This window comes from Pseudomonas sp. HLS-6, from assembly GCF_002753995.1.
In the GTDB taxonomy this organism is placed as follows: Bacteria; Pseudomonadota; Gammaproteobacteria; order Pseudomonadales; family Pseudomonadaceae; genus Aquipseudomonas; species Aquipseudomonas defluvii.
Genome location: NZ_CP024478.1, coordinates 1,544,875 through 1,570,410, shown reverse-complemented (window position 1 = coordinate 1,570,410; position 25,536 = coordinate 1,544,875). Strand labels below are relative to the sequence as shown.

The 25,536-nt window shown below is 56.8% G+C and carries 19 protein-coding genes and 3 rRNA genes; 11 read left to right on the top strand and 11 right to left on the bottom strand.

Annotation, left to right across the window (positions count from 1 at the left end; translation table 11 throughout):
- Positions 1-28: 28 nt before the first annotated feature.
- Entirely contained in the window at positions 29-280 is a 252-nt protein-coding gene (locus tag CS390_RS24910; protein ID WP_157767122.1) for a hypothetical protein, read from the top strand.
- Here CS390_RS24910 and cheR read toward each other — a convergent pair.
- The gene (cheR, locus tag CS390_RS07250) at positions 265-1,092 is read right to left on the bottom strand and encodes a protein-glutamate O-methyltransferase CheR (RefSeq protein ID WP_065759713.1); all 828 of its coding nucleotides are present in this window, start codon (positions 1,090-1,092) and stop codon (positions 265-267) included. The two genes, CS390_RS24910 and cheR, sit on opposite strands and share 16 nt — an antisense overlap.
- A 50-nt stretch (positions 1,093-1,142) precedes the next feature.
- Positions 1,143-2,072, bottom strand: a complete 930-nt coding sequence (locus CS390_RS07245; RefSeq protein ID WP_065759712.1) for a chemotaxis protein CheV — start codon at positions 2,070-2,072, stop codon at positions 1,143-1,145.
- A gap of 68 nt (positions 2,073-2,140) precedes the next feature.
- Here CS390_RS07245 and flgA point away from each other — a divergent pair, with 68 nt between their 5' ends.
- The 4 genes from flgA (at position 2,141) to CS390_RS07225 (ending at position 4,713) form a co-directional block, all read left to right on the top strand.
- On the top strand, positions 2,141-2,893 hold the full coding sequence (gene flgA / locus CS390_RS07240) for a flagellar basal body P-ring formation chaperone FlgA (RefSeq protein WP_099773894.1): 753 nt from the start codon (positions 2,141-2,143) through the stop codon (positions 2,891-2,893).
- 167 nt (positions 2,894-3,060) lie between these two features.
- Positions 3,061-3,375, top strand: a complete 315-nt coding sequence (gene flgM, locus CS390_RS07235; RefSeq protein ID WP_065759710.1) for a flagellar biosynthesis anti-sigma factor FlgM — start codon at positions 3,061-3,063, stop codon at positions 3,373-3,375.
- A gap of 46 nt (positions 3,376-3,421) precedes the next feature.
- The gene (locus CS390_RS07230) at positions 3,422-3,889 is read left to right on the top strand and encodes a flagella synthesis protein FlgN (protein ID WP_099773893.1); all 468 of its coding nucleotides are present in this window, start codon (positions 3,422-3,424) and stop codon (positions 3,887-3,889) included.
- Between the two features lie 131 nt (positions 3,890-4,020).
- Positions 4,021-4,713, top strand: coding sequence for a flagellar brake protein (locus CS390_RS07225; protein ID WP_099776569.1), 693 nt, complete (start codon positions 4,021-4,023; stop codon positions 4,711-4,713).
- A gap of 89 nt (positions 4,714-4,802) precedes the next feature.
- Here CS390_RS07225 and CS390_RS07220 read toward each other — a convergent pair whose 3' ends face one another.
- The 3 genes from CS390_RS07220 to bkdR all read right to left on the bottom strand — a co-directional run bounded on the left by CS390_RS07220 (position 4,803) and on the right by bkdR (position 8,304).
- A complete protein-coding gene (locus CS390_RS07220; RefSeq protein ID WP_065759707.1) occupies positions 4,803-6,134 on the bottom strand; it encodes an MFS transporter in 1,332 nt (443 codons plus the stop codon).
- A gap of 175 nt (positions 6,135-6,309) precedes the next feature.
- Positions 6,310-7,551 carry a glutamine synthetase family protein gene (locus tag CS390_RS07215; RefSeq protein WP_177442438.1) on the bottom strand — a complete coding sequence of 414 codons (1,242 nt, stop codon included), beginning with the start codon at positions 7,549-7,551 and terminating at the stop codon, positions 6,310-6,312.
- A gap of 267 nt (positions 7,552-7,818) precedes the next feature.
- Complete coding sequence (gene bkdR, locus CS390_RS07210) at positions 7,819-8,304, bottom strand: Bkd operon transcriptional regulator BkdR (protein WP_065759705.1); 486 nt, start codon at positions 8,302-8,304, stop codon at positions 7,819-7,821.
- Positions 8,305-8,503: 199 nt separating this feature from the next.
- Here bkdR and CS390_RS07205 point away from each other — a divergent pair, with 199 nt between their 5' ends.
- Genes CS390_RS07205 through lpdA form a run of 4 tightly spaced genes read left to right on the top strand, consistent with a single transcriptional unit; the run spans position 8,504 to position 13,474 of the window.
- Positions 8,504-9,736, top strand: a complete 1,233-nt coding sequence (locus CS390_RS07205; protein WP_099773891.1) for a 3-methyl-2-oxobutanoate dehydrogenase (2-methylpropanoyl-transferring) subunit alpha — start codon at positions 8,504-8,506, stop codon at positions 9,734-9,736.
- Position 9,737: 1 nt separating this feature from the next.
- Positions 9,738-10,796, top strand: coding sequence for an alpha-ketoacid dehydrogenase subunit beta (locus CS390_RS07200; RefSeq protein WP_065759703.1), 1,059 nt, complete (start codon positions 9,738-9,740; stop codon positions 10,794-10,796).
- Complete coding sequence (locus tag CS390_RS07195; RefSeq protein ID WP_099773890.1) at positions 10,797-12,080, top strand: dihydrolipoamide acetyltransferase family protein; 1,284 nt, start codon at positions 10,797-10,799, stop codon at positions 12,078-12,080.
- Between the two features lie 2 nt (positions 12,081-12,082).
- Positions 12,083-13,474, top strand: coding sequence for a dihydrolipoyl dehydrogenase (lpdA, locus tag CS390_RS07190; RefSeq protein WP_099773889.1), 1,392 nt, complete (start codon positions 12,083-12,085; stop codon positions 13,472-13,474).
- Between the two features lie 70 nt (positions 13,475-13,544).
- Here the strand turns inward: lpdA and CS390_RS07185 are convergent, their stop codons facing one another.
- Together CS390_RS07185 and CS390_RS07180 are read right to left on the bottom strand one after the other, a co-directional pair.
- The gene (locus CS390_RS07185) at positions 13,545-14,555 is read right to left on the bottom strand and encodes a sensor domain-containing diguanylate cyclase (RefSeq protein ID WP_099773888.1); all 1,011 of its coding nucleotides are present in this window, start codon (positions 14,553-14,555) and stop codon (positions 13,545-13,547) included.
- Between the two features lie 68 nt (positions 14,556-14,623).
- Positions 14,624-15,046 carry a potassium channel family protein gene (locus tag CS390_RS07180; RefSeq protein WP_099773887.1) on the bottom strand — a complete coding sequence of 141 codons (423 nt, stop codon included), beginning with the start codon at positions 15,044-15,046 and terminating at the stop codon, positions 14,624-14,626.
- A 305-nt stretch (positions 15,047-15,351) separates the two neighbouring features.
- Here CS390_RS07180 and CS390_RS07175 point away from each other — a divergent pair, with 305 nt between their 5' ends.
- Complete coding sequence (locus CS390_RS07175) at positions 15,352-16,767, top strand: DUF2252 domain-containing protein (protein ID WP_099773886.1); 1,416 nt, start codon at positions 15,352-15,354, stop codon at positions 16,765-16,767.
- On the top strand, positions 16,767-17,834 hold the full coding sequence (locus CS390_RS07170) for a hypothetical protein (protein WP_256587579.1): 1,068 nt from the start codon (positions 16,767-16,769) through the stop codon (positions 17,832-17,834). The genes CS390_RS07175 and CS390_RS07170 overlap by 1 nt, the downstream gene beginning before the upstream one ends.
- A gap of 88 nt (positions 17,835-17,922) precedes the next feature.
- Here the strand turns inward: CS390_RS07170 and CS390_RS07165 are convergent, their stop codons facing one another.
- The 4 genes from CS390_RS07165 to CS390_RS07150 all read right to left on the bottom strand — a co-directional run bounded on the left by CS390_RS07165 (position 17,923) and on the right by CS390_RS07150 (position 25,306).
- Positions 17,923-20,133: an LTA synthase family protein gene (locus CS390_RS07165; RefSeq protein WP_099773885.1), complete on the bottom strand. Its 2,211-nt coding sequence runs from the start codon at positions 20,131-20,133 to the stop codon at positions 17,923-17,925.
- Between the two features lie 164 nt (positions 20,134-20,297).
- Positions 20,298-20,413, bottom strand: a 5S ribosomal RNA gene (gene rrf, locus CS390_RS07160).
- Between the two features lie 137 nt (positions 20,414-20,550).
- Positions 20,551-23,440, bottom strand: a 23S ribosomal RNA gene (locus CS390_RS07155).
- Between the two features lie 329 nt (positions 23,441-23,769).
- A 16S ribosomal RNA gene (locus tag CS390_RS07150) occupies positions 23,770-25,306 on the bottom strand.
- Together the 16S, 23S and 5S rRNA genes form the textbook arrangement of a ribosomal RNA operon.
- Between the last annotated feature and the right edge of the window lie 230 nt (positions 25,307-25,536).

The window sequence follows — 25,536 nt, the reverse complement described above, 5'->3', positions numbered from 1 at the left end:
GTTCGTTGTCTGAGCTACAGCAAGTCTCATGCCAAAAAACAAAACCCAACAAAACCGGGCACATCAGCCTATTGCCGGCAGCGGCAATGCCAGAAAAGCGGCAAAGGATTTCCGCTTGGCGCCAGCAAAGCGGCAATGCGGCGGGAGAACGCACGCGGCAAAAACGAAAACAGGCAAGGCCGGAACCCCTGCACCGCAGGTGATACCGAACTTGCCTGTTTTTTGTCGCCGCTGGCTGGGCGTGTTGCTTGACTGGCCTGGTGCTTACTTGGCCTGGTAAATGATACCCGGGCTGCACTGAACCATCTGGTAGTGATCCGGCAGACCGTTGAGCGCCTCGGAAGCCCCCAGGAACAGGTAGCCGCCCGGCTTGAGCGTGCCATGAATACGCATCAGGATGTCTTTTTTGACCTGCGCCGAGAAGTAGATCAGCACGTTACGGCAAAACACGATATCGAACTTGCCCAGGCTTGCATAACTGTCCAGCAGGTTGAACGCACGGAACTCGACACGGCTACGAATCGGCGCCTTGATCGCCCAACGCCCCGCCCCTTTCGGGTCGAAGTAACGCTGCAGACGCTCTTGGGAAAGACCGCGCGCGATAGCCAGGCTGTCGTACTCACCGGTCTTGCAGTTGGCCAGCATGGAGCCCGACAAGTCGGTCGCAACGATCTGCGCGCCCATTTTCAATTGGCCAATATTGCTACGCTCGAACTCGTCGATCGCCATTGAAATCGAGTAAGGCTCCTGCCCGGACGAACAGGCTGCCGACCAGATACGCAGACGCTGACCAGGGTTTGCCTTGATCTGCTCAGGCAGTACTTTGTTTTTCAACACCTCGAATGGATAGGTATCACGAAACCAGAGGGTCTCGTTGGTGGTCATCGCATCCACCACCTGCTCGCGCAAACCGCTGCGCGGTTGAGTCTGAATGCGCTGCACCAGCTCCCCCAGGCTCTTGATACCTTGCTGCTCCATCAGCTTGTTGAGACGGCTGGAAACCAGGTACTGCTTATTTTCGCCGAGCAGGATGCCACAGGCTTTTTCCAGGAAGACCCGGAATTGTTCGAAATCCAAATTACCCGTAGACAATGATGCCGCCTCTTATAATCGTGTGTACTGCCAGGGAAAGCCCCTGGCCGTTAATGCGTAGCCTTGATCCGGTCGACAACCCGCTGAGCCAGGTCATCCGGCCTGAACTTGGCAAGAAAATCGTCGGCGCCCACTTTCTTCACCATGGCCTGGTTGAATACGCCAGAAAGTGAAGTATGCAGGATGATGTGCAATTTTTGCATGCGCGGGTCGCTACGAATCTCCGCCGTCAGCGTATAGCCATCCATTTCCGGCATCTCGATATCGGAAATCATCATCAGGAACTCTTCTTCCGGACGCTTGCCTTCGTCCACCAGCTTGCGCAGGTAGTCGAGCGCCTGACGACCATCATTAAGCGCCACCACTTCGACACCGACCGTCTGCAGGCAACGACTGACCTGCTTTCGAGCCACCGAAGAGTCATCCACCGTCAGCACCCGCAGCATGACCGCCTTGTCCTGCACATCGGCATCGACAACACCTTCGGAAATCGCCTCGGACGTCGGCGCGACCTCAGCCAGGATCTTCTCTACGTCGATGATCTCCACCAGCTTGTTGTCGACCCGAGTGACGGCCGTCAGGTAGTGATCACGACCGGTCCCCTTGGGTGGCGGATGAATCTCTTCCCAGTTCATGTTGACGATGCGCTCGACCGAATGCACCAGGAACCCTTGGGTCTTGGTGTTGTACTCCGTGATGATCACGAAACGGTTGCTCATGTCGTCATTCTGACCGGGCAAGCCGGTCGCCATCGCCAAATCAAGAATCGGGATGGTTGCCCCACGAATATTCGCAACACCACGTACTACCGGGCTGGATTTGGGCAACAGGGTCAGGTTCGGGCATTGCAACACTTCCCGCACCTTGAACACGTTGATCCCATACAACTGCTCGCCATTAAGACGAAACAACAGCAGCTCGAGGCGATTCTGCCCCACCAGTTGAGTACGCTGGTTCACCGAATCCATTACACCAGCCATACCAGACTCCTTCACCAAAGCTTGGGGCTTCGTACCTAGTCGGCACGCGCCTTGCTTTTTTTAACTGTATGAACACGAAAACGACATTTTTCCGACGCCTGCCCCACCGCCTGCCCCGCATCCTTGCTGTGCTGTGCCTACTGGCCCCTGGCGTTCGACCTCTGGCTGACAACTTTACCTTGCCTGAACAGCTTATCGGTGTCACCCAAGGCTTTCTTGAATTCTCTGTGGAAGATTATCTGGCAACCAGCCAGACCGAAGGCCGCTACGAGATCCAGGTCAACAACCTGGACCCTAGACTGCGCATGCCCGTATGCGACCAGCAGCTGAACGCCACACTGGAAAGCCCGGCTCAACCCCTGGGACGTGTGACCGTGCGCGTGCGCTGTGACGGCAGCTCACCGTGGACGGTGTTCGTGCCCGCCCAGGTACGCCTGTTTCGCAACGTGGTCACCGCCACCCGCCCGCTCAAGCGCGAAGGCATCGTTTCAGAAGAGGACGTGGCCCTGCGCGAACGCGATGTAGGCTTGCTGAGCCAAGGCTTTCTCAGCTCACTGGACCAGGCCGTGGGGCAAAAGGTTATCCGACCAGCGGTCATCGACCAGGTGCTCACCCCCGCACACCTTGAACAGGCCGAAGTCGTACGTAAAGGTGACAATGTCGTGATTACCGCACGTAGCGGCACGCTCAGTGTACGCATGCCAGGTGAAGCCCTGAGCAAGGGCAGCCTCAGTGAGCAGATCAGGGTACGCAACCTGAACTCCAAACGCGTGGTAAAAGCCCGGGTAACCGGGCCCGGGCAGGTGGAAGTCGCCATGTAAGGAAGCCGAGGCAAGATCAACGCTGGCGATCAAACAGCGCTTTTCCTAAACTGTCCTCTGTCAGGGCCAAGGACTTGCCGCGCATGCCGCAGTGCATTTGCGCCTAAAGTTTTTTTCGGGTTGGCCGAAAACAAGGCAAGCGTCCAATACCCAGAGGTTTTTCAATCATGGTCATCGACTTCAGTCGTTTGAATAATTCCCCGTCCGTGACGGGCGGTGCGCGCACCGGCAGCAGCCAGGAAAACAGTTCAAGCGCTGCATCTGCCAGCACTGCTCCTGCCGCCAGCACCCAGAGCGGGGAAACCGTACACCTGAGCCAAGAGGCACAGCAGTTGCAGAAGATCAGCGAAAAGCTGCGCGAGCAACCCGTTGTCAACAGCGGCCGAGTGGCCGAGTTGAAGCAGGCGATTGCCGACGGCAGCTATAAGATCGACAGCAACCGTATCGCCAGCAAACTGCTTAATTTCGAAGCACAGCGCTAGCCCTCTGGCGCGCTGACTTCAGGACGCTGAATACCAAGAGCCAGCCATGCACGACATTACTCTGCTGCAACTGATCGAAGATGATATTGCTCCAGCGCAAGAACTGCTCGAGTTACTGCAAACCGAGCTGATAGCCTTGCACGGCCGCGATATGTCGCTGCTGGAGAACATCCTGGCCCGCAAGCAATCGCTGGTGGTGCTACTTGATCAGCAGGGGCGTCGGCGCAGCCAGGCCCTCGCCAACCTTGGCCTGAGCCCTGACCGCAGCGGTTTCGAGACCCTTGCCAGTCAGTCGCCGCTCGGCAAGCAGATGTTGGAAAAACTCGAAGAGTTGGCAAAGATCATGGCCCAGTGCCAGGCTGCCAACGAGATCAATGGTCGCTCCATCCAGATTCAGCAAGCGACCACGGCCAACCAGATTAGAATTCTCAATGGTGGCGAGTCACCGTCACTGTATGACAGCCGCGGATCCACCTCGCCCCTCGCAAAACCTCGCACACTCAGCCAAGTGTGATTAACCTATACCAAGGTGCGAAGCATGCTGGCAGAATGCCTGCGCTTGCGTGTGTGTTTTAGTCTGGAGATTGATCAACCGTGTTGAATGAAGTAGATGCTCCGCAGCCACCCAAGGTGTTGACCACCCCAATGGAAATCGCCGCCAACCTGCGGCAGCTGCAAGAGAGCCATGATCCGCTGATCATTACTTTTCATGAGCGTAGCCAGCGCTTCCAGAGCTACGTGGTAGAAGTCGACCGGGAGACCAATAAACTGGCGCTGGACGAAATGATCCCGCGTGACGGCGAACGCTTTTTGCAAAATGGCGAGCCGTTTCGTGTCGAAGGTTTTCATGACGGTGTACGTATTGCCTGGGAATCCAGCACGCCGCTGACTATCCAGGAAACTGATGGCCACCGTAGCTATCACGGCGCCCTGCCGTTGGAAGTCACCTACCACCAGCGTCGCAATGCCTTCCGCGCGGCGCTGAAGCTATCGCAGTTGGTGGATGTATTGCTGAGCGGTGACAAGCTCAAGGGTGAAGGTGCTCTCAAGGGCAAGCTTTTGGACATCTCGGCGACGGGCTGCAAACTGCGCTTCGAAGGCAATGTCGAAGAGCGCCTGCAACTCGGCCAAGTGTACGAAAAGTTCAGCGCCAGCCAATTGTTTGGCACCACCACAACGGCGGTTGAACTGCGTCACCTGCACTTTGAAGAACGCTTCAACACCACATTTGCAGGCGTACGCTTCCACAACCTGAATGGGCAAATGCAACGCAAGGTAGAGAGCTTTGTTTACCAGTTGCAGCGTGAAGCACGTCGTTTCGATAAAGACGACTACTGAGTAGCAGTTGCAAGAGCCGGTGCTACCGGCAACGGCATTGACCGGGTGCGAGCTCAATACTCGACACCCGGATCGCGCAACACTGGCACCTACACAGGCTTTGCCGGCTCCCCTCTTCCCTCCTCCGCCTGCTGCTCTTCAGCTTCGGTGTCTTCTGCCGCTACAGGCGCCTGCATTTGATCCTGGACGTCCTGCTCAGTCACCCGCGGGTCAAGTGCCGCGGCCAAGGGTGAGCTGGCTGCAGGCATCGCTACGTGCAGCAATGGCGCGTCATCGACCTGATGCAAGTTGGTGACGGCCTGAGGCCGAATCCGCCAAACCAGTACTAGCGAGAAGAATGTAAAGAAGGCGTAGAGCATCTGATCGCCCAACTGCTGCATCAGCACGCCCGCGACCAGCGGACCGATACTGGCGCCGACGCCATAGGTCACCAACAGCATCGCGGTCAATGAAACACGCCGCTCACTCTCGACATGGTCATTGGAGAATGCCACTGCCAGTGGGTACAGGCAAAACTGCAGCAGCGACACCAGGAAACCGGCAGCAAACAGCACCACCATCGGCACACTCGGCCAAATCGCCAACGGCAACGCTGCTACCGCCAAACCGATTGCCACACCACGAATCAGCACGGCGCGGTCATAACGATCGGACAACCAGCCCAGCGGCCATTGCACGAGCAACCCGGCAAAAATACAGCACCCCATGAAGATACCAACCTGCTCGGTACTCAAGCCCTGCTTGGCCGCATACAAAGGCGCCAAACCGTAGAACGAGCCAACGATCAGGCCTGACCCCAGCACAGTACTGAGCGACTGCGGTACGCGCTTGATGAAAAAGCGCGGGTCCAGCGGCGCCGGACGCAGCGGCGCCGGGTGAATACGACGGGTCAGTGCCACCGGCACCAGGCACAGAGCAAAGCACATCGCCACCAGCATCAGGAGCTCCAGCCCCAACTGCGGATGAGCGACCAGAATCAGTTGCCCCAGCACCAGCCCCAGGTACGACGCGATCATGTAACCGCTGAATACGGCGCCCCGCTGCTTGGCATCGGCCTGCTCATTGAGCCAGCTTTCGATGACCATGTACTGGCACATCATGCCCAAACCGACGATGACCCGCAGAAGGAGCCAGGCTGGCAGCCAACTGACCAGGCCATGGCCCAGCACCGCCGCCCCCACAATACCGGCGCACGTGGCGTAGGCCCGAATATGCCCGACGCGGGCAATCAGCCGGTGACCGATCTTGCCGCCCAGGGCAAGACCGAAATAGTTCGCCGCCATCAAGGCACCGACCCACAGGCTGTCAACCTGATCGGCCGCCAGGCGCAGGGCCAGGTAGGTACTTAACAGGCCCGAACCAATCAACATCATCAGAGCGGCAAAATACAGCGCGCGGAAAGACTTCCAGATCTGTCGCATCGGCGTCCCGGTTGGCTCCTTTAGCAGGTGGAAAAACTGGCTGAAAGCATAAGTGAAAAAGCACCGACGGCGCAGCAACAACAGTAGACACAAAAACAGGTGGGAAACACCGCCGACAAATCGTCAAACATTGTTTCGCCACCTGCTATTCCCCAAGCGCCTTAAAAGGCGCCATTTACGCCTGGGCTGCCAGCACTCGGCGCTCCCACGGGGTAATTTCATCGAAGAAGCTGGTCAGCTCCAGGGTCTTGGAGGCGATATAGCCCTCGATGAACTCCTTGCCAAACAGCTCGCGAGCCAGCGCACTGCGCTTCAGGCGCTCCAGCGCCGCATGCAAGGTACACGGCAACGACAGGTTGTCCGGCACCTCAAATTCACCCTGAATCGCCGGGGCGGGCGCCAACCGTTGCTCGATACCGTGCAGGCCCGCCGCCAGGCTGGCCGCCAGTGCCAGGTAAGGGTTGGTATCTGCCCCCGGCAAACGGTTCTCGACCCGCCGAGCAGCCGGACCGCTCGCCGGAATACGCAAGCCAGCAGCACGGTTGTCTTCGGACCAACACGCATTGTTCGGTGAGGCGTACGGATGGCATAGGCGTTGGTAGGAGTTCACATTAGGCGCGAACAGCGCCGTAAAGTCGGCCATGCATGCCTGCAAGCCGCCAATGAAATGATAGAAGGTGTCTGTCGCTTGACCCTCGGCGTCACTGAACACGTTACGCCCACTGTCGATGTCCACCAGGCTTTGGTGGATATGCATGGAACTGCCTGGGGTTTTGGCCAGTGGCTTGGCCATGCAAACGACCGTCAGGCCATGTTTGAGTGCGATTTCCTTGAGCAGGTGCTTGAAGAGGAAGGTCTGGTCGGCTAACAGCAGCGGGTCACCGTGCAACAGGTTGATCTCGAACTGACTGACACCCATTTCATGCATGAAGGTATCGCGCGGTAGCCCAAGGGCTTCCATGCAGCGATAGACCTCATTGAAGAACGGACGCAAACCATTGTTGGAGCTGATGCTGAAGGCTGAAGCGCCATCTTCGCGTCGACCATCCAGGCCAACAGGCGGCTGGAAGGGTTGAGTCGGGTCGCTGCTCGGTGCAAAGACGAAAAACTCAAGCTCGGTCGCAACCACGGGTTTCAAGCCATGCGCCGCATAACGTGCAATCACCGCCTTGAGTTGTGCCCGGGTAGACAATCTGCAGCCTTCGCCGCTCAAGTCATCCGCATCACAAATGGCCAAGGCACGCGGTGTATCGCTCCACGGCAAGCGATGAATCTGCTGAGGATCAGGAACAAGTGCCAGGTCACCATCATCGCTGCCGTAGAAACGGGTTGGTGGGTATCCCCCCATGATGCACTGCAACAACACCCCGCGAGCCATCTGCAAGCGCCGCCCCTCAAGGAAACCTTCGGCGGTCATTACCTTCCCGCGAGGCACACCGTTCAGGTCCGGAGTGACGCATTCGATTTCATCAATGCCCGTCAATCGCTCGGCGAGTGAACGTTGGCCATTGCTCGTCATGACTTGATCCTTATTGTTTTAGCAAGCCGCGAACGGCGACGTGTACAAAATAAGCACCAGCCGTTCAAAATATCAAGCACTTAAGCGCAGCTGCCTTAAGCAATAGCTATAAAAAGCGGTATTGCCTTTGATCAAATCGACGTAGTGTCAATTATTACGCTACACCTACCCGCGCAGGGTCAGGCCGTTGGCAGGCAATGGCAAGGCGGTCTTGTAGCGCACCTGCTTGAGGGCAAAGCTGGAGCGAATGTTGGCCACACCCGGCAGGCGCGTCAGGTAATCGAGAAAGCGCTCCAGCGCCTGGATGCTGGGCAACAACACCCGCAATAGATAGTCAGGATCGCCAGTCATCAAGTAGCACTCCATGACCTCCGGGCGCTCGGCGATCTCCTCTTCAAAGCGATGCAGCGCCTGCTCCACCTGCTTCTCCAGGCTGACGTGGATGAACACATTGACATCCAGCCCCAACACCTCGGGCGCCAGCAAGGTCACCTGCTGGCGAATCACCCCCAACTCTTCCATCGCCTTGACCCGGTTGAAGCAGGGTGTCGGGGAGAGATTCACCGAGCGGGCAAGCTCGGCGTTGGTGATACGAGCATTTTCCTGGAGGCTGTTGAGAATGCCGATATCGGTGCGATCCAGTTTACGCATGAGAAAAACTCACCTGTTTTTTATCTTTATAAAGAATATTTATCCGCAAGCTATCGTAAAGGCAATGAACATCAGAAAAATATTCTTCAGGCTCGGGAATATGATGTAGGACAAGACTGACTGCCTGGTCACAAGCCAACGTCAGTAGCGACCGCTTCAAAGCTCACAAAAACACAAGACAGAGCGAGCGTAAAAAAGCATGAACGAGTACGCCCCCCTGCGTTTGCATGTGCCCGAGCCTACAGGCCGGCCAGGCTGCCAGACCGACTTTTCCTACCTGCGCCTGAACGACGCCGGAAAGGTTCGCAAACCCCCTATCGATGTTGAAGCCGCTGACACTGCAGACCTGGCGTATAGCCTGATCCGCGTGCTCGACGACCAAGGTAACGCGCTCGGCCCATGGGCCGAAGGCATTGAGCCGCAGGTCTTGCGCCAAGGCATGCGGACCATGCTCAAGACGCGGTTGTTCGACAACCGCATGGTGGTTGCCCAACGCCAGAAGAAAATGTCCTTTTATATGCAGAGCCTTGGCGAGGAAGCCATCGGCAGCGCTCAGGCCCTGGCCTTGAACCGCACCGACATGTGCTTTCCGACCTACCGTCAACAAAGCATCCTGATGGCGCGTGATGTATCGCTGGTAGACATGATCTGCCAGCTGCTGTCCAACGAGCGCGACCCGCTCAAGGGCCGTCAACTGCCGATCATGTACTCGGTGCGTGACGCCGGCTTCTTCAGCATCAGCGGCAACCTCGCGACCCAGTTCGTGCAGGCCGTAGGCTGGGCCATGGCGTCGGCCATCAAGGGCGACACCAAAATCGCATCCGCCTGGATCGGCGACGGGGCTACCGCCGAGTCGGATTTCCACACGGCCTTGACGTTTGCCCACGTCTACCGTACACCCGTGATCCTCAACGTGGTGAACAATCAGTGGGCTATCTCGACCTTCCAGGCCATCGCCGGGGGCGAATCCACCACTTTCGCCGGCCGCGGCGTGGGTTGCGGGATTGCCTCACTGCGGGTCGACGGTAACGACTTCATTGCTGTCTACGCGGCCTCGCAATGGGCCGCAGAACGTGCGCGGCGCGGCATGGGACCGAGCCTGATCGAATGGGTGACCTACCGTGCCGGCCCGCACTCGACGTCGGACGATCCCTCCAAGTACCGCCCGGCCGACGACTGGAGCCACTTCCCGCTGGGCGACCCGATCATGCGCCTGAAACAACACCTGATTGCCATCGGCCAATGGTCCGAGAAAGAGCATCAGGAAGTCAGCGCCGAACTGGAAGCCGAGATCATCGCCGCGCAGAAAGAGGCTGAGCAGTATGGCACCCTTGCGGGCGGCCAGATGCCAAGCCCGGCGTCCATCTTCGAGGACGTCTATAAGGAAATGCCTGAGCACCTGCGTCGGCAACGCCAGGAACTGGGGATCTGACATGAACGATCACAACAACAATATCCAGTTGGAAACGGCCATGGCGACGACCACAATGACCATGATCCAGGCCCTGCGCTCGGCCATGGACATCATGCTAGAGCGCGATGACAACGTGGTGATCTACGGCCAGGACGTCGGCTACTTCGGCGGCGTGTTCCGCTGTACCGAAGGCCTGCAGAACAAGTACGGCAAATCCCGCGTTTTTGATGCGCCGATCTCCGAGAGCGGCATCGTCGGTACCGCCGTGGGCATGGGTGCCTATGGCCTGCGCCCGGTCGTGGAGATTCAGTTCGCCGACTACTTCTACCCCGCCTCCGACCAGATCGTGTCGGAAATGGCCCGCCTGCGCTACCGGTCAGCCGGCGAGTTCATCGCCCCACTGACCCTGCGCATGCCCTGTGGTGGCGGTATCTATGGCGGCCAGACCCACAGTCAGAGCCCTGAGGCGATGTTCACTCAGGTGTGTGGCCTGCGCACCGTCATGCCATCCAACCCTTACGACGCCAAGGGCCTGTTGATCGCCTCGATCGAGAACGATGACCCGGTGATTTTCCTCGAGCCCAAGCGTCTGTACAACGGCCCGTTCGACGGCCATCACGACCGTCCGGTAACCCCGTGGTCAAAACACCCGGCCAGCGCCGTGCCGGACGGTTACTACACCGTGCCGCTGGACAAGGCCGCCATCACCCGCCCAGGCAAAGCCGTTACCGTACTGACCTATGGCACCACGGTGTATGTGTCCCAGGTGGCCGCCGAAGAAGTGGGGATCGACGCCGAGGTCATCGACCTACGCAGCCTATGGCCGCTGGACCTGGAAACTATCGTCAACTCCGTGAAGAAGACCGGTCGCTGCGTAGTCGTGCATGAAGCCACCCGCACCTGTGGTTTTGGCGCCGAGCTGGTCGCCCTGATCCAGGAGCATTGCTTCCATTACCTTGAAGCGCCGATCGAACGCGTCACCGGTTGGGACACCCCCTACCCGCACGCACAGGAGTGGGCGTACTTCCCCGGCCCATCACGAGTGGGCGCGGCATTGAAACGGGTCATGGAGGTCTGAATGGGCACGCACGTCATCAAGATGCCGGACATCGGCGAAGGCATCGCACAAGTTGAGCTGGTGGAGTGGTTCGTCAAAGTCGGCGACACCATCACCGAAGATCAGGTCGTCGCTGACGTCATGACCGACAAGGCGACAGTGGAGATTCCCTCTCCTGTCAGCGGCAAGGTGCTGGCCCTTGGCGGTCAGCCCGGTGAAGTCATGGCCGTGGGCAGCGAGCTGATACGCATCGAAGTCGAGGGTGCCGGCAACCTGCAAGAAGCCACTTCGGCACCTGCTGCGGCGCCCCAGGCAACCGTGGCCCCGGCTGTGCCAGCCCCTGCCCCTGAAGCAGCAGCTACAGCTCCCAAAGCCCCGACTGCTACAGCGGCATCGTACGAACCGGCGCCGTTTGTTGCGCGTGAGGCCAACGAGCGGCCACTCGCATCACCCGCCGTACGCAAACGCGCGCTGGATGCCGGTATCGAGCTGCGCTACGTGCAGGGCAGTGGCCCTGCCGGACGTATCCTGCATGAAGACCTGGATGCGTTTTTGGCGCAGCCGACCACAACGTCCACCTCCGTACCTGGCGGCTACGCCAAGCGCACCGATGCCGAACAAATTCCGGTGATCGGCCTGCGCCGCAAGATCGCCCAGCGCATGCAGGATGCCAAGCGTCGGGTAGCACACTTCAGCTACGTCGAGGAAATCGACGTCACAGCGCTGGAAGAACTGCGCGTCCATCTCAATGAAAAATGGGGCCACAGCCGCGGCAAACTGACTCTGTTGCCGTTCCTGGTCCGCGCCATGGTCGTGGCCTTGCGTGATTTCCCGCAAATCAATGCGCACTACGACGATGAGGCACAGGTCATTACCCGCCACGGCGCCGTGCATGTTGGCATCGCGACCCAGGGCGACAACGGCCTGATGGTGCCGGTGTTACGCCACGCAGAAGCCGGCAGCCTGTGGACCAATGCCAGCGAAATCGTTCGGCTGGCTACCGCTGCGCGCACCAACAAGGCCAGCCGTGAGGAGCTTTCCGGCTCAACCATCACCCTGACCAGCCTCGGCGCATTAGGCGGGATTGTCAGCACACCAGTGGTCAACACCCCAGAGGTGGCCATTGTCGGTGTCAACCGCATTGTCGAACGCCCCATGGTCGTCAAAGGCCAAATTGTTGTGCGCAAAATGATGAACCTCTCCAGCTCGTTCGATCACCGGGTGGTCGATGGCATGGACGCAGCGCTCTTCATTCAGGCCATTCGAGGCCTGCTCGAACAACCCGCCAGCCTGTTTGTGGAGTGATCATGCAACAGACCCTGAACACCACCCTGCTGATCATTGGTGGCGGCCCCGGCGGCTATGTGGCGGCGATTCGTGCCGGCCAGCTGGGCATCCCGACCGTACTGATCGAAGGTCAGGCACTGGGCGGAACCTGCCTGAACATCGGCTGCATTCCGTCCAAGGCGCTGATCCATGTCGCCGAGCAGTTCCACCAGACCCACGCCCACAGCCAGCACTCAGCACTGGGTATCCATGTCGCACCGCCGACTCTGGACATTACGCAAAGCGTTGCCTGGAAAGACGGTATCGTCGATCGCCTGACCAGCGGGGTCGCGGCCCTGCTGAAAAAGCACGGCGTGAAGGTGATCCACGGCTGGGCGCGCATCCTTGACGGCAAAACGGTCGAGGTTGATGGCCAGAACCTGCGCGTCCAGTGCGAGCACCTGCTGCTCGCCACCGGTTCCAGCAGCGTCGAACTGCCCATGCTGCCGTTGGGCGGCCCGATTGTTTCGTCCACCGAAGCCTTGGCGCCCACTCATCTGCCCAAGCGCCTGACTGTCGTCGGGGCCGGCTACATTGGCCTTGAGCTGGGTATTGCTTACCGCAAACTGGGCGTCGAGGTCAGCGTGATCGAAGCCCGTGAGCGGATCCTGCCAACCTACGACAGCGAGCTCACACAACCGGTAGCCGAGTCGCTGAAAAAACTCGGTATTACCCTGTACCTCAAGCACAGCGTCGAAGGCTTTGATGCTGCCACGCAGAGCCTGAATGTGCGCGACCCGGCCGGTGAGCCACTGTCATTGGCTACCGATCAGGTACTGGTGGCTGTTGGTCGCCGTCCACGGACGCAGGGCTTCAATCTGGAGTCCCTCGACCTGAAAATGAACGGCAGCGCCATTACCATCGATGCACATTGCCAAACCAGCATGCGCAATGTCTGGGCGATCGGCGACCTGAGCGGTGAGCCGATGCTCGCGCACCGCGCAATGGCACAAGGTGAAATGGTTGCCGAACTGATTGCAGGCAAGCAACGCCGCTTCGAGCCGGTAGCCATTGCCGCCGTGTGTTTTACCGATCCGGAGCTGGTAGTGGTCGGCAAAACGCCGGAGAACGTGCAGCAGGAAGGTCTGGACTGCATCGTTGCGCAATTCCCCTTCGCGGCCAACGGTCGCGCGATGACCCTGGAATCGAAAAGTGGCTTCGTACGCGTGGTTGCGCGCCGCGACAACCACCTGATTCTTGGCTGGCAAGCGGTGGGCGTGGGCGTTTCGGAGCTGTCCACAGCCTTCGCGCAGTCACTGGAGATGGGCGCCTGCCTTGAAGATGTCGCTGGCACCATTCACGCGCACCCGACCTTGGGTGAAGCCGTACAGGAAGCAGCATTGCGCGCATTGGGGCACGCTCTGCATTTGTAACCCAGCACTGCGCCACACGCGTTAGCGCCCACCGCAAGGTGGGCGTTTTGCGTTCCAGATACCGACGAGCTCAACCGACCCGGTTCTTACCTGCAGCTTTGGCACTGTACAACGCTTGATCGGCGCGGTTGACCAATTGCTCTGGCAGTTCTTCATTCGCCCATTCAGCCACACCGAAACTGGCAGTCAATCGATACTCCCCCACAGCGGGAAGCAGACTCAATTGCTGCAGGATGCACCCAGCCCGCTCACGGGCAAGCGCTTGCGTGCTGTGGGGCATGACAATCATGAACTCATCGCCGCCCCAACGCGCGAGCAGGTCCTGTGAGCGCAAACAGGTCTTGATGCACTCGACCACCTGAAGGAGTACCCGGTCGCCTCGGACATGACCATATCGGTCATTGATCAGCTTGAAATCATCCAGATCGATGACGACCAATGAAAGCGGCTGGCGAAACCGTCGAGAGCGCTCACACTCTTGGCGCAGCACCTTTTCCAGGCGATAACGGTTGGCAACCAGCGTCAGCGCGTCGCGCTCGGCCAGAACGCGATTATCTTCGAGCTGGCGCTGCAGTTGCTCATTGACCCAGGACAACTCGCGGGTTCGCGCAGCAACCAGGGCTTCCAGTGAGTGATTCTTCTGCTCGAGTTGCTGCACCAGGCGCTTGCGATCGTCGATATCGCGATGGGCGCCAAGCATCCGCGCAACCGAACCGTCAGCGTTACGTGCGATCACACGGCCGCGGTCTTCGACCCACAGGTAACTGCCATCCCGACGACGACAACGGTACTCAATGCGGTACTCATCGACCTGCTGGTTCAGGTAGGCCTCAAAATGCGCCATCACCCGTGGATAGTCCTCCGGGTGAATGAGACGTTCCCAGGTGAACACCGTGTTGTCCAGCGAATGGCTGGCATGGCCAAGCATCCGGTACCAACCCGGGTTGCGGTAGACATGACCTGTGTTGGCATTCCAGTCCCAGATACCATCGCTGATCAGATCCAGCAGCGTGTTCAGTTGCTCTTCAGCAAATTCGCCAGGCACTACCTTCGTGTGTGTGGATTCATGACTCACCGCCATTCCCCCTGTTTACCGCTTGTTCCACTGAACTGAATAGACTAAAGCACAGTACCGACGCTGGTACGGGATCAACGGTTATGGCGCTTGATAATGTCTGCCAGTGTGGCGGTCATCATTGCCGTCGAGACACCGAACATCAGAATGCCGTTACCAGCCTCCAGCGGGCTGAGCAGGCGCCAATGTTCTGACAACACCACATCGCCATAACCGACCGTGGAAAAGGTTACGCCAGAGAAATAAACCGCTGTAGAAAAGTCGGTGAACTCGCCTAGCAGCAGATACAGCACGGCCCACAGGGCCATCTGGATGAAGTTGCCAAACAGCATCAGCGACATCACCAGCGACAACAACATGATGCTGGTCACAGGGCCGATTTTGCCACTCTGCGGCCGCAGGCGCAGGTAAAGACGTAGCGTGAGCACAACAAACAGCGCCTGCAGAATCAGGCACAACAGCATTACCGGTAAGCCTGTCAGCATGTTGTGCAACATAGTGATGCCCCAAGAATGGCAAACCTGCTGCCCCTTGCAACTGATCCATACAACCGCATGGCACCGTGATTTTAGCTTTTCAAACAGGTTCTGCACGAACACGGTGACAGCAGGGCAACATGGAAAACAGGTGCAGTGCACACGCCCCGATGCGCATCCTACGCACCCGATCCAAGCTGCTACGCTTGAGTGAGGCCCCCCAAACGGCTCCTCGCGATGCCGCATTTACCATACTGGAAGGTTGATTCAGGGGTAACAAGCCAGGCTGACAGGTGAGTTCAAGAGTGTTGCGCACAGGAGTAAAAATGCCTTCCAACAAGAAATCATCGACCAAACGCGCAGCGAAAAAATCGGCAACCCATGTATTGGAGCCCAGCTTCCGCTCACGTAAAGAACGCCTTCACCAGGGCGAAAGCCTGCGTGAGAAAGTACCGCTGTCCAGCCATGCGGTATGGAAGCCACCACGCAAGCACCGCAACCCGATCGACATTCTCGAAGCCTCCAACCGCTACCGACTTGCCAGCCTGGTACCCATTCGCTATGGGCGCATGCTACGCAGCGCGTTTACTTTCCTACGAGGTTCGGACGGCCTGATGGCCCATGACCTGGCCATGACCCCGAGTACCGGCATCCACGTCCAGGCTTGCGGCGATTGTCATCTATTGAACTTCGGACTATTTGCGACCCCCGAGCGCAACCTGATTTTCGACATCAACGACTTCGACGAAACACTTCCTGCGCCATGGGAGTGGGATGTCAAACGTCTGGCGATCAGCTTTGCGGTAGCGGCACGCGATAACCAGTTCAGCGCCAAGGAAGCTGAAGCCTGCGCAGTCGAATGTGTTCGTGCTTACCGCGAGCGCCTGCGTGGATGTTCAAAAATGAGCCCGCTGGAAGTCTGGTATGACCGTCTCGATGCCCAAACGATTCTTGAGATGTCACCCAACTCAAAAACCAGAAGGAATCGGGAAGAGTTGATTGCAAAAGCCAAGACCCGTGTCGGTGACTACCTCTATCCGACCATCAGCGGCGAGGTCGGCGGGCGGCGACGCCTGATCGATCAACCGCCCATACTGTTTCACGTGTATGAAAAGGACTTTGAGCAGAACGTCAAAATAGCACTGGAGGATTACAGGATTTCTCTACCCCATGAACGCCGGGTGCTTTTCGATCGCTACCGCATGGAAGATATTGCGGTCAAGGCCGTTGGTATCGGCAGTGTCGGTACCTACTGTTTTGTCAGCCTGTTCTTTTCTGCGGAGAACCACCCACTGCTCCTGCAGTTCAAGGAAGCGAGCCCTTCCGTCCTTGAACCTTATGCGGGCAAGAGCACCTACGCAAACAACGGTCAGCGCGTGGTTACCGGGCAGCGCTTGATGCAGTCTTCCAGCGATATTTTTCTGGGGTGGACTCAAGGCAAAAATGGTCGCCACTTTTTTGTTCGGCAGTTGCGGGACATGAAAATGTCGGCACCTATTGAACGCGCGACGGCAGCACAGCTGAAGATGTACGCAGAGATGTGCGGTATGACACTGGCTCGATCACATGCCAAATCGGGTGATGCCGCAATGATCAGCGGCTATCTGGGCAAATCGGATGAATTCGACAAAGCCATCGGCAAATTTGCCATGGCCTATGCCAATCAAAACGCCAAAGACCATGCCGCGCTGGTGGCGGCAGAAAGATCCGGGCGGATCAAAGCGCTGATCGAGGAGGAGTAATGCCCCCCTCTGTACCGAAGATCAAGTGCTTACTGAGCCCCACCCGTATCGCTACGCTGCTCGCCGCAGCGTTCTACATCGCGGGGTGCACCACCCTGGGGCCGGCCTCGGTGCAACGTGATCGAACCGACTATGGCGGTGCACTGGCCACGACCTGGAAGGAGCAGACGCTGCTCAACATCGTCAAGCTGCGCTATGGCGATGCTCCGGTCTATCTGGATGTGTCATCCGTGATCAGTTCCAGCGCCATGGAGAGCCAGGTCAGCCTGGGAGCCAATTGGTTTTCCGGATGGCCCAATGACGGAAACAGCCAGGCAATCGGTGCCTATGGCCGTTATACCGATCGCCCAACCATCAGCTACACACCCATCTCAGGGGAGAAGTTCTCCCGCTACCTGTTGCAACCCCTTTCCCCTGCCGCAGTATTTTCTCTGATCCAGGCGGGCTACCCCATTGATCGGGTATTGCAACTGACCACACGAGCGGTCAACGGTGTATACAACCGGTCGGCCTCCACCGTCCGCGCACGCGCAGCAGATCCACGCTTTTATCAGATGCTTGAAACCCTCAGGCGAATACAACGTTCAGAAGCCTTGGGGATGCGAATCAACCAGCCTGGCGACAAAGAAAATACGCTGATCATTGTCAACCGTGGCGTCCCCGAAGCAGTCAGCAACGACAGTCGTGCCGTACGGGAAATCCTGAATTTGCGTCCCGATGCGACTGAGCTGGCACTGACCTTCGGCATGGTGCAACGCAACGACACCGAGGTAGCGTTGCTCACCCGCTCCATGTCGGAAATATTCGTGGAGCTCGCCGCAACAGCCGAAGTACCGCCGATTCATTTGCAGGAGGGCCGGGCGAACCCGGCGCCTCCCGAGCCAGACCCGAATAGCCTGTGGGACCAGCCACTGGTAGTATCCATTCAAGTGCGACCCGCCCCGCAGATGCCTATGCCGCCGTACCCTATCGCGGCTATTGGTTCTGGATCGACGACCGAGACATGCGTTCCAAATCAGAGTTCCTGTTTATCCTCGTCCTGTTCTCGTTGGCCGAGACAGGAGTAGCACCACAGGCGCCAGTCATAACCGTGCCGGCTAACTGATAGGGTTGCGATACAAGGTAAGCAAACCTGCTGTCTGTAGGTGGCAAGGTCTAGCTGGATTGAGCAATGCTCTCCTCCGAAACCTCATCCAGCCCCTCCTGCTGCGCCGTTGACTCAGTGACAACACTGAAGTCGCTCACCTCAACAGCCCCCTGCCCATAACCCAGAAGATGGAAGGAAAATGCCTTGCGCGGTTCCGGGTTATAGAAACTGAAATCCATCTCCAGCGGTTGATCCGGTGTAACAAGCATTTCTGCAGGCAGCGCCAGAGGCACATCCTGCTCCAACTGCTTGGCCTTGAGCAGGATGTAGGCGTTGTGCTGTGGGTCCGCAGAGCGCACAGTCAGGCGCACACGCGTATGTGACCCCTTGGGCATTTCCAGATACTGGGCACCGATCAGGTTATCTGCCCAGTCATCGTCGATCTGCGCTTTGAGTGGGATGATGGCGGCACTGCCAAATTGATAGTGCTGGTTCAATGGTGTGCGCAGCAGCGTCTGATCCAGGGCAGCAGCCCGTGCCGCAATCTGTCGAGCGCGCTTACCGCCATACTGTCCAAGCAAGGTCACCCGGTCCTCAATGAAGCCTGGACTGGCGTAGTATCGGCAGCGTTGTTGAAAATCGCACTCGGTCAACGTCCCCTGGCCATCGTGATAACGAAGCTTGCCATTGGTGAATGACATGATCTCGCGACCCGTTTCATAGTTTCGAAACAGCGAGCGACCACTCAGGGCCTGCGGTACAGGCAACGCAAAATAGTCGAGTATCGAGGCACTCAGGTCGACATGCCCATAAACGCCGGTCTTCACCTTGGGCAACTGCTCCTGTTCAGGAGCCAGCATCAGGTTGAACCCCCAGGATGAAGCCAGCCGAACCCCATCGATACCGTGGGATTCGTCCGAGGTGATAACCACCAGTGTGTCTTTCAAGATACCCTGGCGCTCAAGGCCCGCAAGGAATTGCCCAAGCGCATCATCCAGATAACCCACGGCGGCCTGCTTGGGCGTGTCATAACGCTGCAGGTAGTCCTCCGGCGCGGAGTACGGTTGGTGTGTTCCAACGGTCAGCAGGGTGAGCATCCAGGGCTTCGGCTGTTTCTGTAACTGCCCAACGTAATCCATTGCCCCCTCGAAAAACGCCTTGTCATCCTTGCCCCACGGAAAATGCAGATACGAGGCATTGGTAAACCAATCGAGGCCCAGCGTAGTCTCGAAGCCGATGTGCGGCATGATCTTGTCTTTAGCCATGAAACGCAGACCTGCACCTTGCAGGTAGTGCGTGGCAAACCCGTGCTTACGTAGCTGAGCAGGCAGGCACGCCTGGTTACGCTCGCTCTGGGTCAGCATCTCGACTCCCTTCGGCGTACCATTGTCGAGCTTGTCGTAATCACCGCACAGCATGGCGTACAGCCCCCGAATCGTCTGGTGGCTGTGCAGCACATAGTCCGGCGTATTCATGCCGCGCTCTGACCAGCGCGTCAAATTAGGCATCAGGTTTTCTTGATAGCGGCTGTGCAACGCCTGACGATTGACCCCAACATAGGCGCCAGGAATACCTTCCAGCGCGATAATCAGCACGTTGCGTGCGCGCCCCGCGGCTGGCAGCAACCTTTCGCCATTCAGATCCAGCTGCGTAAGCCCTGCCATCTGGGGAGCAACCTCGGTAACGTCGCCCTCCCACCACTCTTGCGCTCGCGTCTGAAGATCGCCAACACTGGCAGCCAAAAGCTGATGCGGCAGATTGAACTGATGCCATTGGTCTGCATCGGAGGCATGCAGGTGCTGCCCCCCCCAATGGGCAATCAATAACAATATTGGTGCAGCCCAGGCTTTGCCAGACCAACGAGGGGACAACGCCGAAGGGGCTGTCCATTGGGTGATGAGCCATACCGTAAGGCCGATCAACAACGCGGCAGCAAGCCAGGGTTGAGCGAAACCGCCTCCAGTAGAATTCTCCAGGAACTGAGGATCGACCAGGTAGTGCACGTCTGTAATGTTCGGCAGCCGCCCCACTGCACTGACCAGCTCGGCAGCAGCCAGTGTCAACAGGCTCCACACCAGCAACACCGGAAGCGCCAACCACCACGGCCGTTGATGCAGTAACACAATGAGTAGACTGCCGATGGCCATGTCGGACAGGTATCCAAATACATCAGACCAACCTAACGCTGCACGCAGGCACAACGGAATGAGCAGCACCAGTCCGACCAGAGCAGTTAGACGAGCATGCGGGTGCTGTAGCCAGCGACGTATAACATTCACAAAAACCTTCCAGCCATCAAAGCGTCATAAACATGTGCTGAATGGTACCAAGCGAAAGGCAAGAAAGGGGGAGCAACTACAGGAGGCGGCATCACTGGCGACGTTTCCAGGCCAGAAAGACAAAACCCCTACCTGCATGTGCAGATAGGGGTTTCGGAATTTAATCTTGACGATGACCTACTCTCACATGGGGAAACCCCACACTACCATCGGCGATGCATCGTTTCACTGCTGAGTTCGGGATGGGATCAGGTGGTTCCAATGCTCTATGGTCGTCAAGAAATTCTGTGTACCAGACCGTCTTTCGACGCTCCAGCAAATCGGGTATGTGATAGTTGTGAGTCGCAAACTTTCGGTTCGTTTCGTCTTCACAACACCGCAATCTGGTCGTTTCGACGCAAATTGCTTGGGTGTTATATGGTCAAGCCTCACGGGCAATTAGTATTGGTTAGCTCAATGCCTCACAGCACTTACACACCCAACCTATCAACGTCGTAGTCTTCGACGGCCCTTCAGGGAGCTCAAGGCTCCAGTGAGATCTCATCTTGAGGCAAGTTTCCCGCTTAGATGCTTTCAGCGGTTATCTCTTCCGAACATAGCTACCCGGCAATGCCACTGGCGTGACAACCGGAACACCAGAGGTTCGTCCACTCCGGTCCTCTCGTACTAGGAGCAGCCCCTCTCAAATCTCAAACGTCCACGGCAGATAGGGACCGAACTGTCTCACGACGTTCTAAACCCAGCTCGCGTACCACTTTAAATGGCGAACAGCCATACCCTTGGGACCGGCTTCAGCCCCAGGATGTGATGAGCCGACATCGAGGTGCCAAACACCGCCGTCGATATGAACTCTTGGGCGGTATCAGCCTGTTATCCCCGGAGTACCTTTTATCCGTTGAGCGATGGCCCTTCCATACAGAACCACCGGATCACTAAGACCTACTTTCGTACCTGCTCGACGTGTCTGTCTCGCAGTCAAGCGCGCTTTTGCCTTTATACTCTACGACCGATTTCCGACCGGTCTGAGCGCACCTTCGTACTCCTCCGTTACTCTTTAGGAGGAGACCGCCCCAGTCAAACTACCCACCATACACTGTCCTCGATCCGGATGACGGACCTGAGTTAGAACCTCAAAGTTGCCAGGGTGGTATTTCAAGGATGGCTCCACGCGAACTGGCGTCCACGCTTCAAAGCCTCCCACCTATCCTACACAAGCAAATTCAAAGTCCAGTGCAAAGCTATAGTAAAGGTTCACGGGGTCTTTCCGTCTAGCCGCGGATACACTGCATCTTCACAGCGATTTCAATTTCACTGAGTCTCGGGTGGAGACAGCGCCGCCATCGTTACGCCATTCGTGCAGGTCGGAACTTACCCGACAAGGAATTTCGCTACCTTAGGACCGTTATAGTTACGGCCGCCGTTTACCGGGGCTTCGATCAAGAGCTTCGCGTTAGCTAACCCCATCAATTAACCTTCCGGCACCGGGCAGGCGTCACACCCTATACGTCCACTTTCGTGTTTGCAGAGTGCTGTGTTTTTAATAAACAGTCGCAGCGGCCTGGTATCTTCGACCGGCATGGGCTTACGGAGCAAGTCCTTCACCCTCACCGGCGCACCTTCTCCCGAAGTTACGGTGCCATTTTGCCTAGTTCCTTCACCCGAGTTCTCTCAAGCGCCTTGGTATTCTCTACCCAACCACCTGTGTCGGTTTGGGGTACGGTTCCTGGTTATCTGAAGCTTAGAAGCTTTTCTTGGAAGCATGGCATCAACCACTTCGCGCTCTAAAGAGCACTCGTCATCAGCTCTCGGCCTTAAGATCCCGGATTTACCTAAGATCTCAGCCTACCACCTTAAACTTGGACAACCAACGCCAAGCTGGCCTAGCCTTCTCCGTCCCTCCATCGCAATAACCAGAAGTACAGGAATATTAACCTGTTTTCCATCGACTACGCTTTTCAGCCTCGCCTTAGGGACCGACTAACCCTGCGTCGATTAACGTTGCGCAGGAAACCTTGGTCTTTCGGCGTGGGAGTTTTTCACTCCCATTGTCGTTACTCATGTCAGCATTCGCACTTCTGATACCTCCAGCAAGCTTCTCAACTCACCTTCACAGGCTTACAGAACGCTCCTCTACCGCGTCACCTAAGTGACACCCGTAGCTTCGGTGCATGGTTTGAGCCCCGTTACATCTTCCGCGCAGGCCGACTCGACTAGTGAGCTATTACGCTTTCTTTAAAGGGTGGCTGCTTCTAAGCCAACCTCCTAGCTGTCTAAGCCTTCCCACATCGTTTCCCACTTAACCATGACTTTGGGACCTTAGCTGACGGTCTGGGTTGTTTCCCTTTTCACGACGGACGTTAGCACCCGCCGTGTGTCTCCCATGCTCGGCACTTGTAGGTATTCGGAGTTTGCATCGGTTTGGTAAGTCGGGATGACCCCCTAGCCGAAACAGTGCTCTACCCCCTACAGTGATACATGAGGCGCTACCTAAATAGCTTTCGAGGAGAACCAGCTATCTCCGAGCTTGATTAGCCTTTCACTCCGATCCACAGGTCATCCGCTAACTTTTCAACGGTAGTCGGTTCGGTCCTCCAGTCAGTGTTACCTAACCTTCAACCTGCCCATGGATAGATCGCCCGGTTTCGGGTCTATACCCAGCGACTAAACGCCCTATTAAGACTCGCTTTCGCTACGCCTCCCCTATTCGGTTAAGCTCGCCACTGAATATAAGTCGCTGACCCATTATACAAAAGGTACGCAGTCACCTAACAAGTAGGCTCCCACTGCTTGTACGCATACGGTTTCAGGATCTATTTCACTCCCCTCTCCGGGGTTCTTTTCGCCTTTCCCTCACGGTACTAGTTCACTATCGGTCAGTCAGTAGTATTTAGCCTTGGAGGATGGTCCCCCCATATTCAGACAAAGTTTCTCGTGCTCCGTCCTACTCGATTTCATTGATAAGAGATTTTCGCGTACAGGGCTATCACCCACTATGGCCGCACTTTCCAGAGCGTTCCGCTAATCTCAAATCAACTTAAGGGCTAGTCCCCGTTCGCTCGCCACTACTAAGGGAATCTCGGTTGATTTCTTTTCCTCAGGGTACTTAGATGTTTCAGTTCCCCTGGTTCGCCTCTTGCACCTATGTATTCAGTACAAGATACCTAGGTTATCCTAGGTGGGTTCCCCCATTCAGAGATCTCCGGATCAAAGTCTGTTTGCCGACTCCCCGAAGCTTATCGCAGGCTACCACGTCTTTCATCGCCTCTGACTGCCAAGGCATCCACCGTATGCGCTTCTTCACTTGACCATATAACCCCAAGCAATCTGGTTATACTGTGAAGACGACATTCGCCGAAAATTCGCAATACTCTTAAGACTTAAGAGACACTCACAAATTTTACCTTAGCCTGAATAAACACCAGTGAAAGTGCTATTCAGTCTATTTCTATCACATACCCAAATTTTTAAAGAACGATTCTGAAAAAGTTCAGAAATCAATATTCGACGCGAATATTCATTTCTAAGCTTTGACAGACTAGGTAACCGCGTTTCCTAATCAGGAAACCGGCCTTCTCGTCTTCTTCAATGAATCAAGCAATTCGTGTGGGAGCTTATAAAGCAGCTGATGTCGTCGATTAAGGAGGTGATCCAGCCGCAGGTTCCCCTACGGCTACCTTGTTACGACTTCACCCCAGTCATGAATCACACCGTGGTAACCGTCCCCCCGAAGGTTAGACTAGCTACTTCTGGTGCAACCCACTCCCATGGTGTGACGGGCGGTGTGTACAAGGCCCGGGAACGTATTCACCGCGACATTCTGATTCGCGATTACTAGCGATTCCGACTTCACGCAGTCGAGTTGCAGACTGCGATCCGGACTACGATCGGTTTTGTGAGATTAGCTCCACCTCGCGGCTTGGCAACCCTCTGTACCGACCATTGTAGCACGTGTGTAGCCCAGGCCGTAAGGGCCATGATGACTTGACGTCATCCCCACCTTCCTCCGGTTTGTCACCGGCAGTCTCCTTAGAGTGCCCACCATAACGTGCTGGTAACTAAGGACAAGGGTTGCGCTCGTTACGGGACTTAACCCAACATCTCACGACACGAGCTGACGACAGCCATGCAGCACCTGTCTCAATGTTCCCGAAGGCACCAATCCATCTCTGGAAAGTTCATTGGATGTCAAGGCCTGGTAAGGTTCTTCGCGTTGCTTCGAATTAAACCACATGCTCCACCGCTTGTGCGGGCCCCCGTCAATTCATTTGAGTTTTAACCTTGCGGCCGTACTCCCCAGGCGGTCAACTTAATGCGTTAGCTGCGCCACTAAAATCTCAAGGATTCCAACGGCTAGTTGACATCGTTTACGGCGTGGACTACCAGGGTATCTAATCCTGTTTGCTCCCCACGCTTTCGCACCTCAGTGTCAGTATGAGCCCAGGTGGTCGCCTTCGCCACTGGTGTTCCTTCCTATATCTACGCATTTCACCGCTACACAGGAAATTCCACCACCCTCTGCCCTACTCTAGCTCGCCAGTTTTGGATGCAGTTCCCAGGTTGAGCCCGGGGATTTCACATCCAACTTAACGAACCACCTACGCGCGCTTTACGCCCAGTAATTCCGATTAACGCTTGCACCCTCTGTATTACCGCGGCTGCTGGCACAGAGTTAGCCGGTGCTTATTCTGTCGGTAACGTCAAAACAGCAAGGTATTAGCTTACTGCCCTTCCTCCCAACTTAAAGTGCTTTACAATCCGAAGACCTTCTTCACACACGCGGCATGGCTGGATCAGGCTTTCGCCCATTGTCCAATATTCCCCACTGCTGCCTCCCGTAGGAGTCTGGACCGTGTCTCAGTTCCAGTGTGACTGATCATCCTCTCAGACCAGTTACGGATCGTCGCCTTGGTGAGCCATTACCTCACCAACTAGCTAATCCGACCTAGGCTCATCTGATAGCGCAAGGCCCGAAGGTCCCCTGCTTTCTCCCGTAGGACATATGCGGTATTAGCGTTCCTTTCGAAACGTTGTCCCCCACTATCAGGCAGATTCCTAGGTATTACTCACCCGTCCGCCGCTGAATCAAGGAGCAAGCTCCCGTCATCCGCTCGACTTGCATGTGTTAGGCCTGCCGCCAGCGTTCAATCTGAGCCATGATCAAACTCTTCAGTTCAATACTGCTTGGGTTTTGAGAAAACCCTAAACTTGGCTCAGCAATCTCAAATGACTATTTCGATTTCTCGTGTAGTCACCTGTGATGCTGATAATCTTTTTGACTATCAGTCTGATTTCACAAGCACCCACACGAATTGCTTGATTCGATTGTTAAAGAGCGGTTGGTTAAGAGCTTTTCGTCTCAACCGATGGCGCGCATTCTACGCTTTTCGAAGCACCCGTCAAGCA